The organism is Citrobacter sp. CK180 (genome assembly GCF_030333655.1).
GTDB lineage: Bacteria > Pseudomonadota > Gammaproteobacteria > Enterobacterales > Enterobacteriaceae > Citrobacter_B > Citrobacter_B koseri.
In genome coordinates, this window is record NZ_JAOWFM010000052.1 from 189,547 (window position 1) to 203,248 (window position 13,702).

Consider the following 13,702-nt stretch of genomic DNA (forward strand, 5'->3'; position numbering starts at 1 on the left):
TACGGTTCGTTATGGCCTGAATATAAATAACGCCATTAACCATAAATAAATTGTGGATATAAGGGGATAGTATGCGACTTAATTGTTGATTAGTGTGAGCGAAATCGTGCTTGTTACATTGAAAACCACATCCAGGAAGCGTATGTGACCAGGAATGACCTTATGGCGTAAAAAAAGGTTCCTTTGCAGGAACCTTTTTATATCACCAGATAAATGCGTCAGCCGCTTACTTCGTAATTTGCGCGTGCATTTCCTGTACGGAGATCACCTTTTCAGTCGCATCGGCGTTCAGCGCCATCGTCGTGGCGAAGCCGCCGTTCAGGGTCGTGTCGTAATGCACTTTATACTGCAACGCGCTGCGGCGAATCAGTTTAGAGTCCTCAATCGCCTGACGACCTGCGGTGGTGTTGATGATGTAGGTGTATTCGCCATTCTTGATACGGTCCTGAATGTGCGGACGACCTTCATGCACCTTGTTGACCAGACGCGGGTTGATACCCGCCTCACCCAGCACAATCGCCGTACCGTGAGTCGCATCCAGTTCGAAGCCCTGTTTCAGCAGCTTCGCCGCCAGGTCCACCACGCGTTCTTTGTCGCCTTCACGAACGGAGAGCAGCGCACGGCCCGATTTCTTCATCGTCGAGCTGCTGCCAAGCTGCGCTTTGGCGAACGCTTCAGCGAAGGTGCGGCCGACGCCCATCACTTCCCCGGTAGAGCGCATTTCTGGCCCTAACAGCGGGTCAACGCCCGGGAATTTGTTGAACGGCAGCACCACTTCTTTCACCGAGTAGTACGGCGGGATGATTTCTTTCGTCACGCCCTGCTCGGTCAGCGATTTGCCCGCCATCACGCGCGCCGCCACTTTCGCCAGCGGTAAGCCGGTCGCTTTGGAGACGAACGGTACGGTACGCGCCGCACGCGGGTTCACTTCAATCAGGTAGACTTCGTTGTCTTTCACCGCGAACTGCACGTTCATCAGACCACGCACCTGCAACTCAAAGGCCAGCTTCTGCACCTGCTGGCGCATCACGTCCTGAATCTCTTTGCTTAACGTGTAGGCCGGCAGAGAACATGCGGAGTCACCGGAGTGCACGCCCGCCTGTTCGATGTGTTCCATGATGCCGCCAATCAGCACCATTTCGCCGTCGCAGATAGCATCCACATCCACTTCCACCGCGTCATCAAGGAAGCGGTCCAGCAGTACCGGCGCATCGTTAGAGACGCTGACTGCGGTCTGGAAGTAACGACGCAGGTCAGCTTCGTCGTAAACGATTTCCATCGCGCGGCCGCCCAGCACGTAGGACGGGCGAACCACCAGCGGATAGCCAATCTCTTTTGCCTTCTCAACGGCCTGTTCAATCGCCGTCACGGTGGCGTTAGCAGGCTGTTTCAGTTTCAGACGGTCAACCGCCTGCTGGAAGCGCTCACGGTCTTCCGCGCGGTCAATCGCATCCGGGCTGGTGCCGATAACTGGCACACCTGCCGCTTCCAGCGCGCGCGCCAGTTTCAGCGGAGTCTGGCCGCCGTACTGTACGATGACGCCTTTCGGTTTCTCGACGCGCACGATTTCCAGCACATCTTCCAGCGTGACCGGCTCGAAGTACAGGCGGTCGGAGGTGTCGTAGTCGGTGGAGACCGTTTCCGGGTTACAGTTGACCATAATGGTCTCGTAACCGTCTTCGCGCAGCGCCAGCGAGGCGTGTACGCAGCAGTAGTCAAATTCAATCCCCTGGCCGATACGGTTCGGGCCGCCGCCGAGCACCATGATTTTGTCGCGATCCTGGTTCGGATTCGCTTCGCACTCATCTTCATAAGTGGAGTACATGTAGGCGGTGTCGGTAGCAAATTCCGCCGCACAGGTGTCCACGCGCTTGTAAACCGGGTGCAGGTTGAACTGGTCGCGCAATTTGCGCACTTCCGCTTCGCGCACGCCCGCCAGTTTAGCCAGACGCGCATCGGCGAAGCCTTTGCGCTTCAGCATCCGCAGGAAGTCAGCGTCGAGGCCGGTGATGCCAAGCTCTGCCACTTTTTCTTCCAGACGAACCAGTTCTTCAATCTGCACCAGGAACCAGCGGTCGATGTTGGTCAGGTTAAAGACGCCATCGACAGACAGCCCCGCGCGGAACGCATCAGCGATGTACCAGATACGCTCGGCGCCCGCATCTTTCAGCTCGCGACGAATTTTGGTCAGCGCTTCCGGGTCATCCAGGCTCACTTTCGGGTCAAAACCGGCGGCGCCCACTTCCAGACCGCGCAGCGCTTTCTGTAAGGATTCCTGCTGAGTGCGGCCAATCGCCATCACTTCGCCGACGGATTTCATCTGGGTGGTGAGACGGTCGTTGCTGCCCGCGAATTTTTCAAAGTTGAAGCGAGGAATTTTGGTGACAACGTAGTCGATGGACGGTTCGAACGATGCCGGAGTACGGCCGCCGGTGATGTCGTTCATCAGTTCGTCGAGGGTGTAACCCACCGCCAGTTTCGCCGCCACTTTGGCAATCGGGAAGCCGGTGGCTTTTGACGCCAGCGCCGAGGAGCGGGAGACGCGCGGGTTCATTTCGATGACAATCAGACGACCGTTTTTCGGGTTCACCGCAAACTGAACGTTGGAACCGCCGGTTTCCACGCCGATTTCACGCAGTACCGCCATCGAGGCGTTACGCATGATTTGGTACTCTTTGTCCGTCAGCGTTTGCGCCGGAGCCACCGTGATGGAGTCACCGGTGTGAATGCCCATCGCGTCAAAGTTCTCAATGGAGCAGACGATAATGCAGTTATCGTTCTTATCACGCACCACTTCCATTTCGTACTCTTTCCAGCCAATCAGCGACTCATCTATCAGCAGTTCGTTGGTTGGGGAGAGATCCAGACCGCGCGCGCAAATTTCTTCGAACTCTTCGCGGTTGTAGGCAATACCGCCGCCGGTGCCGCCCATCGTAAAGGATGGACGGATAATGCACGGATAACCGACGTCAGCGGCAACCGCCAGCGCCTCTTCCATCGTATGCGCAATACCGGAGCGGGCAGTGTCGAGGCCGATTTTCTTCATCGCCACATCGAAACGGCGGCGGTCTTCGGCTTTATCAATCGCATCGGCAGTGGCGCCAATCATGGTCACGCCGAACTCAGCCAGCACGCCCTGACGCTCCAGCTCCAGCGCGCAGTTCAGCGCCGTCTGGCCGCCCATCGTCGGCAGCACCGCATCCGGGCGCTCTTTCTCAATAATTTTACGCACGACTTCCCAGTGAATCGGCTCGATGTAGGTCGCATCGGCCATTTCCGGGTCGGTCATGATGGTCGCGGGGTTAGAGTTCACCAGGATGACGCGATAACCTTCTTCGCGCAGCGCTTTACACGCCTGGGCGCCAGAGTAGTCAAACTCACACGCCTGGCCGATAACAATCGGGCCCGCCCCCAGAATCAGGATACTTTTTATGTCTGTACGTTTTGGCATGGCTCTGTTTACTCCTGATTATTTCGCGGACTGACGGTACTGCTCAATTAACTCGATAAAGTGGTCGAACAATGGCGCGGCATCATGCGGGCCAGGGCTCGCCTCAGGGTGCCCCTGGAAGCTGAACGCCGGTTTATCGGTACGATGAATCCCTTGCAGAGTGCCGTCGAACAGCGATTTGTGCGTCACTCGCAGATTTGCAGGCATAGAAGCCTCATCCACCGCAAAACCGTGGTTCTGCGCCGTAATCATCACGGTATTGTTATCGATATCTTTTACCGGATGGTTACCGCCGTGGTGGCCGAACTTCATCTTGATGGTTTTCGCGCCGCTCGCCAGCGCCAGCAGCTGATGGCCGAGGCAGATGCCGAAAACCGGAATATCGGTTTCGAGGAATGCCTGAATCGCCTCGATAGCGTAGTCGCATGGCGCCGGATCGCCAGGGCCGTTAGAGAGGAAGATACCGTCCGGGTTCATCTTCAGCACCTCTTCGGCGGAGGTCTTCGCCGGAACCACCGTCAGGCGGCAGCCTCTGTCTACCAGCATACGCAGGATGTTGCGTTTCGCGCCGTAGTCGTAAGCCACAACGTGGAACGGCAGGTCAGTTTCTGATTTGGCTTCCGGCAGGTCGTCTGCAAGCGTCCAGCTTCCCTGCGTCCAGCTATAGGATTCAGCGGTGGTCACTTCTTTCGCCAGATCCATTCCGTTGAGGCCCGGGAAGGCTTTCGCTTTCTCCAGCGCCAGTGCCGCATCCGGGTTATCACCCGCGATAATGCAGCCGTTCTGTGCGCCCTTCTCACGTAGCAGGCGCGTCAGCTTACGGGTATCAATATCGGCAATCGCCACGATGTTATGGCGTTTCAGGTAAGAAGAGAGGTCTTCAGTATTGCGGAAGTTGCTGGCAATCAGCGGCAGATCGCGAATGACCAGACCTTGCGCATGAACCTGAGAGGATTCTTCATCGGCTTCATTGGTGCCGACATTACCGATATGAGGATAAGTAAGAGTGACAATTTGGCGGGAATAGGAAGGATCAGTGAGGATTTCTTGATAACCGGTCATTGAAGTATTGAAAACGACTTCCCCAACCGCCGAACCTGTTGCCCCTATGGCCCGACCGTGAAACTGGGTTCCGTCTTCCAGAACCAATAGCGCTGACTTAATCAAAACACCCTCCAGAGAATATTCACTCACTTTATTTGCATATTAATTCATTTGTATAACCTGAATCAATGCAAATCTGCTTACCCGTGGATTTCTGGCAAACGGCGGCATTCTGAAGATAAGGCGGGTAAAAGTCAACTTAAAGGCGGTATTTTTTGTATTGTTTTACGACTCAGGGAAGGATGTTCTGATTTAACAGGCAAAAAGATCAGCTAACTTGTCCTGGAAAACGCTTGCGTGGCTGAAAGAATGCATTATGAAACCAGTGAGAAGAAAAAAGTGGACCATTTGGTCAAAATTTACATAAAAGCAACAAATAAACAGAAGAAAACAGATTAATTCACGAGTTTAAATAAAAAACAGAAAGATAAAGTTAAAAATAATAGGGCAATAAATTATTGCCCTATGTAATCAACAAATTATGATTACCATAACCACATCACGAAGGGTAAAAACTAGCTATAAATTGTTTAAATCCAGCACATCTCGCATATCAAAAAGACCATTTGGCTTTGATTTTAGCCAGATAGCCGATCTGACCGCGCCATTCGCAAACGTCATACGGCTGGAGGCCTTATGCGTGATTTCAATACGTTCACCAATATCAGCAAACATCGCGGTATGTTCACCCACAATGTCGCCAGCACGAACCGTCGCAAAACCGATGGTGCCCGGCACGCGTTCGCCGGTATAACCTTCACGACTGTATACCGCACACGCTTTCAGATCTTTGTCCAGCGCGTGGGCGATCGCTTCCCCCATCGCCAGCGCGGTGCCTGACGGCGCATCCACTTTATGGCGATGGTGCGCTTCGATAATTTCAATATCGGTATAGTCGCCCATCACTTTCGCCGCTTTCTCAAGTAGCTTCAGCATGACGTTAACACCGACGCTAAAGTTGGCGGCGAACACAATGCCGATATCCTGCGCGGCATCGCGAATGGCCTGCTTGCCTGCGTCATCAAATCCCGTCGTGCCAATGACGATGCCTTTACCGTGCTGACGGCAAAACGCCAGGTGCGCCAGCGTCCCTTCCGGGCGAGTGAAATCGATAAAGATGTCAAAATCATCTTTTACCGCTTCCAGGCTACTTTGCACGGTGACGCCCGTTTTCCCTGCGCCTGCTAATTCACCGGCATCGCTGCCCAGTAATGAAGAACCTTCCCGCTCCAGCGCCGCGCCGAGTTGAACGCCGTCCATCCCCAGGGCGGCCTGAATCAGCTGACGTCCCATGCGTCCCCCGGCTCCCGCGATGGCAACGCGGATTTGTGCATCATGCATAGCTATTCTCTTTTGTTAATTTTGCGTAAATCGTTTTCAGATTAACCAGCGCCACGCCGCGCCGCTAGCCAAAAACGTCGATAATTAGAATTTAATGATAAACAGGGAGAGATATCAGTAAAAGCTATATGCGGGAAAAGCGGGACACCGCAGGCAACTCTGCCTGCGATCAAGAGCAAATGGACGCTATTCAATGGAATAGTTAATGATGAGCTGCCCTTTCTTCATTTTGATCCCACCGATCGTTATACGACCAAGTTGGCCGAGCGAAGTGACATGTGTTCCTCCACAGAAGTACATCGGAAGTTCACCAAACCCCACTTTACGTCGCTCACCGTCAAACTCAATTCGACGGGCATAATCCTTCGCCTGCCACTGCTCAATACACGCCAGCAGATTTTCAGCATCAGGAAGACGAGCATGTTCACCTGCTGAAAAGGTAATGCGCCCCTCACCCGGCCAGTGGTGCGCTTTCACTGGCGACCAACCCCATGTTTCTCCCGCACACCCGATAAGATGGCCTGCTGAATGCAGACGAGAGTTGAGCAAACGTGTCTGTACATCGACTTTTAGCTGCACCACTCCCGCTGCAACGGGTTGCGGCAGAATATGTATAATTTGATTATCACGTAACATGATTCCGCAAACTGGAATATCCGCAATCCAGCCTTTGTCTGCGGGTTGTCCACCTCCCTGAGGGTGGAATAATGTTTTATCGAGCGTAACGGCATACAGGCCATCCATTTGTGGAGAGCACCCCGTCACACATGCCATGCCTTCTGTATCATCGGTGTTGTAATAAAGACGTTCTGTCATATGTCCTCCTGTCGTGAAGGGCAGTATATTATTTATCCCGGAGCAGATAATCCGCCTGCCCGGCAATGAATCTTTGCCTGAGAAACACAAATGAATTTGACACTCCTTCCCGATCTGGCCACTTTTGTGTTGATTGTTGATCACGGTAGCTTTTCTGCCGCAGCGCGCGCAGCAGGTGTGACCCCATCAGCCATGAGCCGCAGCGTTTCACGCCTTGAACGCGAAACGGGCAGCCAGTTGTTGCATCGTTCAACACGTAAGCTGGCATTAAGTGAAACAGGAAAGATGGTGTATGAACATGCAAAAATGATGCTGGAAGCAGCGCGACAGGCCATTGATTCCGGGGGAAGCGTACAACACGTTCCTCAGGGAAAGATTACGCTCAGCGTACCCAAAGCCGTCGGACGCTTCGTTATTCATCCACTGATCCCGCAATTTCTTGAACGTTTTCCCCTGGTTGATGTTTGCCTGAGGCTCGAAGACCGCTATATGGATCTCATTGATGATGGTGTCGATCTGGCGCTGCAAATCACCAATACCCCCTCGCCCGGGTTGCATGGCAAGCCGTTAATGCCAATCACCCACATCCTCTGCGCCACGCCAGAGTATCTGCAAAAGCAGGGGACACCGACGCACCCGGAAGATTTACGTCAGCACAGTTGCATTAGCCTCGGAGAGACGCCAACGGACTCACGCTGGAAATTTCGTAAACAAGGCAAGACAGAAGTCGTTCAAACAACGGGGCGCTATGCGGCTAATCATACGGGTGTAAGACTGGACGCAGTAAAGCGCCATCTGGGAATTGGCAGTCTCCCTGCATTCACGGCCAGAGAAGCGTTACAAGACGGCGAAATCATGCAGGTGTTGCCGGAGTGGACGTTTATCAGCAACTACTCCGGCGAGCTATGGCTTTTGTGGGCTGGAAACAAGCATATGCCGCTCAAAATACGGGCCATGATTGATTACCTTAGCCAACAACTAAAATCCTAGGGCGCCAGCGCCAGCACGTCGGCGACCCACTGCTGGAAGCCAGCCACATCTATCTCCAGCGCCACCTGTACGTTAGGGCTTTTACCCAGCCGGCCTTCAATATCAACAACCGTTGTGCCTGCGGTGTATTCCCCCTGCGTCTCTACCGCGACAAAACAGGGTTTAACGGTGAACAGATCCGGGCGAACCAGCCAGGCGATGGCGCAGAGATCGTGCATACGCAGCCCGGTGTTCATGCTGCCGCTGCGGTAGTGGCTAAACAATGCATGCAGCATTTTTCCCGTCCGGTTAAGTTCGGGCAGTTTTGCCAGATAATCCGGCGCCAGCAGGGCCTGGTTGGTCACGTCCAGCCCGCACATCACAATCTCTACCCCACTCTGAAAAACGCGGGAAGCGGCTTCCGGGTCGACGGCAATATTGAATTCGGCATTCGGCGTAAAGTTCCCCCGCCCCGCAGAGCCGCCCATGATCACCAGACGACGAATGTTAAAAGCGCATTCCGGGTAGTGAATCAGCAGCAGCGCAATATTGGTCAACGGGCCGATCGCGACCAGCGTGACGGGTTCCGGGGCGCTCATCAGGGCATCCCGAATGGCGATAAAGGCCGGTTTTGCCAATGGCTGGCAATCATGGGCGACAAAGTCATAGCCTTCCATGCCCGACTCGCCGTGGACGTAAGCAGCATCGCGCAACGGGCGCAGCAGCGGCGTGGCGGCCCCCTGCGCCAGCGGGATATCCACGTTCCAGAAATGCAGCAGTTGCAGCGCGTTGCGGGTGGTTTTCTCTACGGAGACATTCCCCGCGACGGTGGTCATCAGTTGCAGGTCAAGCTGCGGGGCAAACAGGGCGGCGGCGATGGCGGCGGCATCGTCTATACCCGGATCGGTATCCAGAATAATGGGCAGGCGCATGTTTCCTCCATAAAAAGATGACAAGCTCCAGGGTTGGCATCCGATTATTGGCAAACCTTTTGCCGGTTGGCAAGCGACCGACCGACAAAAGGAGACGAAACAAAATTTGTCATTAATCCCATACGCCAAAACGTGTTGGCTCATCGTATTAATGCGCCGCCGCAAAGGCCTGTAGCGGGGCTTCCATAATGACATTACTCAGATGGCCAATGTGCTCAATCTCCACCTCAATACGATCGCCTTCCTGCATGAATAACGGCGGATTCCTCTTTTTCCCTACGCCGCCCGGCGAGCCCGTAATGATGACGTCCCCGGAATTAAGACGGGTGAAAGTGCTTATATACTCAATTAATTCAGCAACTTTATGGATCATACTGCTGGTGTTATCTTCCTGTACCATGCGGCCGTTGAGCCAGGTGCGGATCGCCAGCTGATGCGGGTCGGGAATTTCATCGGCAGTAACCATCCACGGGCCAAAAGCGCCGGTCTGCCGCCAGTTTTTCCCCGCAGTAAACCAGCTGTGCTGCCAGTCGCGTGCGGAGCCATCCATATAGCAGCTGTATCCGGCGACATGGTCAAGCGCATGGTCGCGGGAGATATTCTCGCCACCGTTACCGATGATCACCGCCAGCTCCCCCTCGTAATCAAACTCATGCGAATGACGTGGCTTGAGTACCGGCATGTTGTGCCCGGTTTGCGAATCCGCAAAACGAACAAACAGCGTCGGCGCGGGGTCATGCTGATCGAACTCCTGGCGCTTTTCGGCGTAGTTCATGCCGACACAGAGTATTTTTTCCGGTCGCTCTATTACCGGTAAAAAGGTGATTGCATCCATTTTTAGATCGACCGGCGCCTGCGCGAAGCGCCGCGCCTGCTCCAGACCATCCCCCTGCAATAGCGCCTTCAGGTCCCGATACTGGTCGCCGATGCGGTTCCCCAAATCAATAATGCCTCCGGCAGTAACGATGCCATAGCTGCGAGTGCCCTGATAAAGAAAGCTTGCGAGTTTCATAATTATCAATCCTGCATACTTCAATTAAATAAGAAAGTTACCCAGCACCAGCAGCGAAATGGAAACATTTATCGCCCCGCCGATACGCGTCGCAATTTGTGCGAACGGCATCAGGCTCATGCGGTTGCCTGCGGTTAAAATCGCTACGTCGCCCGTACCGCCTTGCCCACTCTGGCAGCAGGAGACAATGGCGACATCAATAGGATGCATACCGATTTTTTTACCAACGAAGAATCCTGTCGCGACCAGCGCAGCAACGGTACTGATAATGACCAGAAGATTGGTCAGGGTGAAGGCGTTCACCAGCTCCTCCCACGGCGTAATGGCGACGCCAACCGCGAACAGAATGGGGTAAGTCACCGAAGTCTGGAAGAATTTGTACACCACCTGCGAACCTTCAAGAACGCGGGGCGATACGCCGTTAACTAACTTGACCAGCACAGCCACAAACAACATGCCAACCGGTGCGGGCAAGCCAATCAGCTTGTGCCCTAACATACCCAGCATATAGAGCAGTATCGCCAGCAGCGCGCCTGCGGCAATCGTGGTCACATCCGTTTTGCCAGAGACGCCTTCCGCCAGTGACGGCGATTGTTCATCGGCATTCGCACGGTTTGGCATCAATTGACCTTCGCCGGTCAGATGCGGGAAGCGCTTGCCCAGTTGGTTCAGGCAGCCGGAGATGATAATGGCGGTCAGACTGCCCAGCATCACCATCGGTAAGATACGACCGAGCGCCACCCCTTGATCCATGTGTAACAGGGTCGCATAGCCGATTGAAAGCGGAATAGCGCCTTCGCCAACGCCGCCGGCCATGATGGGTAAAATAATAAAGAAGAAAATCTGAAAGGGTTCGAGGCCAAGCGCCAGGCCGACGCCCATACCAACAACCATGCCGACGATTTCACCGCATAACATTGGGAAGAAAATACGCAGGAAACCCTGAATCAGCACGGTGCGATTCATACTCATAATACTGCCGACGATAATGCAGCAGATATAGAGATACAGGATGTTGGTAGATTTATAGAATTTGGTCGTCGACTCCACCACCACATCCGGAAGCAGGCCATAGTAAACTAACGCGGAAGGAATAAAGGTCGCGCAAATTGCGGCGGCTCCCAGTTTGCCGACGATGGGCAAACGCTTTCCAAACTCTCCGCAGGCAAAGCCAAAAAAAGCCAGCGTGGCAACCATCACGACAATATCGCTCGGCAGCTTCCCGCCCAGGCAATCAATCGCGATTAATGCGCCGGCCAACAAAAACATCGGTAATGGAATAATACCGATTTTCCATGTATCCATAATGTGCCACCAGCGTTCTTTAAGTGACAAACGCTGAATGTTTAACGGTTCATGAGTAACAGAGAAAGAATCATCAGTCGTGCTCATTATTAAGCCCTCGGTTATTTTTCAGGGTTAGTTTATGGGCTTCAATATTTACTTTGTGTGAGTGCTGACGAATTCAAAAAGAAGTTTTAATGGTCTCTATAGTTTTAATGGTTTCTATTATTTTATGTGATTTATCTCTTATTTAACGCCGTGGTTTTTATGGTTTCTTTTCAGCGCGTATTTAAAGCAACGTTTGGCAACACCGTTGCGCCTGCGCGCTGCCTACTGCAATATATTCTGCTGTGCAAAAGATCACAGGTTTCTGGCAAAATCGCTTCATTCAGGCCAAAAGATGATACAGTGACGTATCCCTGATGACGATGCCTGAACATTATGAAAGTTTCATTTCAGATCAAACTGTTTATATCGCTGATTGCTTTTTTCTCCATATTATTTGCCTTACTGGGTGGATACTATTATATGCACGTAGAAAAACAGCTTTATCAGGAGATGGGAGCCAGGGCGAAAATACAGGCGGAAGAAATTGCGCTTATTCCGAATTTGCGAAAAGAAGTCGTGGAAAGAGATACCACGGCGATTCATCAATTTATGCAAAAAATAGCCGCGCATAGCGACGCCAGTTTTATTGTTATCGGAGATAAAGAAGGCATCCATCTGTTTCATTCGGTTTATGCCGACAGAGTAGGAAAAAAGCTGGTTGGCGACGATAACACTGAAGTGCTTCACGGAAAGAGCACCACGACAATTCGCCGTGGCGGCCTGGGCATCTCCCTGCGCAGTAAAGCGCCCATTGTTGACGATCAGGGCGAGGTTATTGGTATCGTCTCCGTTGGATACCTCACCAGTTACCTCAACACCATTACGGTGAATAAAGCCGTCAGTATCCTGGTTGCCGCCATCCTGCTGCTGATATCCCTTTTTGTTTTTTCCTGGTTCTTCACCCGCAGTATTAAAAAACAGATTTTTTCACTGGAGCCGCGAGAGATAGGCCTGCTGGTTCGTCAGCAAAAAGCGATGATGGAATCGATTTATGAAGGGGTAATCGCCATTGATAATAATTTGCACATTGAGGTGATCAATCAGGCTGCCCGCGAGCTGCTGGGTTTAGGCCAGCCTGCACAGGCGATACGCGGGCAACACATTACCGAAGTGATTACGCCATCCCCCTTCTTCCTTAAAGAGGTGATGCTGAAGAATGACACTCATGATGAAATCTGCCGTTTCAATGAATTGACGGTTATCGCCAGCCGGGTGCGCATCATGCTGGAGAACTCACTTCAGGGATGGGTGATAACCTTCCGCGATCGCAATGAAATAGACAGTTTGAGCGCTCAGCTAAGCCAGGTAAAACGTTACGTAGATAATCTGCGCATCATGCGCCACGAGCAGCTCAATTGCATGACGACCCTTTCTGGTTTACTGCATATGGGCCGTTACAATGAAGCCATTGATTATATTCAGGCCCAGTCGGAACATGCCCAGGAGCTGCTGGACTTTATCTCATCGCGCTTCAGTTCACCGACGTTGTGCGGCCTGCTGTTAGGTAAGGCGGCAAGAGCGGGTGAAAAAGGGGTGGAACTGAATTTCGATCCCAGTTGCCGGATGGATGGGCCTTTTCCGCCACTTGCAGAATCAGAACTGATTTCGATCCTGGGCAATTTACTCGATAACGCGATCGAAGCAACGCAGCGATCGCCATTACCGCATGCGCCAGTGGACGTGCTGATCAGACTCAACGAGCATGAGTTGATTATCGAAGTGGCCGATCAGGGAGTCGGTATCAAACCGGAGATTCGCGAGCATATTTTCGAACGTGGCGTCACCACGAAAACCCGGGGCGATCATGGCATTGGATTGTATCTGATTGAAAGTTATGTCACTCAGGCGGGAGGGGTGATAGAAGTCGCTGATAATTCGCCGCGCGGCGCCATATTTACGTTGTTTATTCCCGCTACGGGAATTTCCCGCAGTCCCGTACAGGAACTGGAAGGTACCGATTATGCAACCTGAACTTATCGATGTCCTGATCGTTGAGGACGAGAACGAACTGGCGCAGCTGCACGCTGAACTGATCGACAAACATCCGAGACTCCGACTGGCAGGCATTGCCTCCACGCTTGCCGATGCCCGGCAAAAACTCAACCAGCTGCGGCCTCAGCTACTGCTGCTGGACAACTATCTACCGGATGGTAAGGGTATTACGCTCATCAGCGATCCGTTAGTCATGAACACGAATTGCTCAGTGATCTTTATTACTGCCGCCAGTGATATGGATACCTGTAGCCTGGCGATTCGCAACGGCGCGTTTGACTATATCCTGAAGCCAATCTCATGGAAACGGCTCAGCCAGTCGCTGGAACGTTTTGTCCAGTTTGCCGAACAGCAGCGGGTATGGAAAATTGTCGATCAGCAAAACGTCGATTCACTCTACCTGTTACAGGCGAAAAATTACCGTCAGGAGAATGGCAGTAAGGGGATTGAAGAAATCACGCTGGCGCTGGTGCAGAAGCTTTTTACAGAAAACAGCACGCGCAGCTTCTCCGTTGACGACGTGGTTGCCGGAACGGGGTTAAGTAAAACCACGGCACGCCGCTATGTTGAACACGGTGTCGAGACGGGGTTTCTTCGCGTCGAAATGCTGTATGGCAAGCCAGGACATCCGCGCAGGATGTATCGCCTGAGCGAAACGTAATGGCATAAAAGATGCCGGTCGGATAGCAGACC

General features: G+C 52.9%; 10 protein-coding genes. 3 read left to right on the forward strand and 7 right to left on the reverse strand.

Annotated features, from left to right (window positions below; all coding sequences use genetic code 11):
• Window positions 1–226: 226 nt before the first annotated feature.
• The 4 genes from carB to OGV50_RS14590 all read right to left on the reverse strand — a co-directional run bounded on the left by carB (window position 227) and on the right by OGV50_RS14590 (window position 6,712).
• A complete protein-coding gene (gene carB, locus OGV50_RS14575; protein ID WP_012134136.1) occupies window positions 227–3,451 on the reverse strand; it encodes a carbamoyl-phosphate synthase large subunit in 3,225 nt (1,074 codons plus the stop codon).
• Between the two features lie 18 nt (window positions 3,452–3,469).
• Window positions 3,470–4,618 (reverse strand): glutamine-hydrolyzing carbamoyl-phosphate synthase small subunit, encoded by a 1,149-nt coding sequence (gene carA, locus OGV50_RS14580; RefSeq protein WP_024130719.1) that lies wholly within the window; start codon window positions 4,616–4,618, stop codon window positions 3,470–3,472.
• A gap of 456 nt (window positions 4,619–5,074) precedes the next feature.
• Complete coding sequence (gene dapB / locus OGV50_RS14585) at window positions 5,075–5,896, reverse strand: 4-hydroxy-tetrahydrodipicolinate reductase (RefSeq protein WP_049010172.1); 822 nt, start codon at window positions 5,894–5,896, stop codon at window positions 5,075–5,077.
• 186 nt (window positions 5,897–6,082) lie between these two features.
• Window positions 6,083–6,712 carry an alanyl-tRNA editing protein gene (locus tag OGV50_RS14590; protein WP_200053676.1) on the reverse strand — a complete coding sequence of 210 codons (630 nt, stop codon included), beginning with the start codon at window positions 6,710–6,712 and terminating at the stop codon, window positions 6,083–6,085.
• A 90-nt stretch (window positions 6,713–6,802) separates the two neighbouring features.
• On the opposite strand from OGV50_RS14590, the gene OGV50_RS14595 reads away from it, so the two are divergent.
• Window positions 6,803–7,702, forward strand: a complete 900-nt coding sequence (locus OGV50_RS14595; protein ID WP_012134142.1) for a LysR family transcriptional regulator — start codon at window positions 6,803–6,805, stop codon at window positions 7,700–7,702.
• Here OGV50_RS14595 and rihC read toward each other — a convergent pair.
• The 3 genes from rihC to OGV50_RS14610 form a co-directional block, all read right to left on the reverse strand.
• Window positions 7,699–8,613, reverse strand: coding sequence for a ribonucleoside hydrolase RihC (gene rihC, locus OGV50_RS14600; protein ID WP_115182013.1), 915 nt, complete (start codon window positions 8,611–8,613; stop codon window positions 7,699–7,701). The two genes, OGV50_RS14595 and rihC, sit on opposite strands and share 4 nt — an antisense overlap.
• A gap of 148 nt (window positions 8,614–8,761) precedes the next feature.
• Window positions 8,762–9,625 (reverse strand): fumarylacetoacetate hydrolase family protein, encoded by an 864-nt coding sequence (locus OGV50_RS14605; RefSeq protein ID WP_200091348.1) that lies wholly within the window; start codon window positions 9,623–9,625, stop codon window positions 8,762–8,764.
• A 24-nt stretch (window positions 9,626–9,649) separates the two neighbouring features.
• Entirely contained in the window at window positions 9,650–11,017 is a 1,368-nt protein-coding gene (locus OGV50_RS14610; protein WP_012134145.1) for a 2-hydroxycarboxylate transporter family protein, read from the reverse strand.
• 333 nt (window positions 11,018–11,350) lie between these two features.
• Here OGV50_RS14610 and OGV50_RS14615 point away from each other — a divergent pair, with 333 nt between their 5' ends.
• Both OGV50_RS14615 and OGV50_RS14620 read left to right on the forward strand, forming a co-directional pair.
• Entirely contained in the window at window positions 11,351–12,988 is a 1,638-nt protein-coding gene (locus tag OGV50_RS14615; RefSeq protein WP_049010162.1) for an ATP-binding protein, read from the forward strand.
• On the forward strand, window positions 12,978–13,670 hold the full coding sequence (locus OGV50_RS14620) for a response regulator (protein ID WP_049010161.1): 693 nt from the start codon (window positions 12,978–12,980) through the stop codon (window positions 13,668–13,670). Before OGV50_RS14615 ends, OGV50_RS14620 begins: the two co-directional genes overlap by 11 nt.
• The last annotated feature ends 32 nt before the right edge of the window (window positions 13,671–13,702 follow it).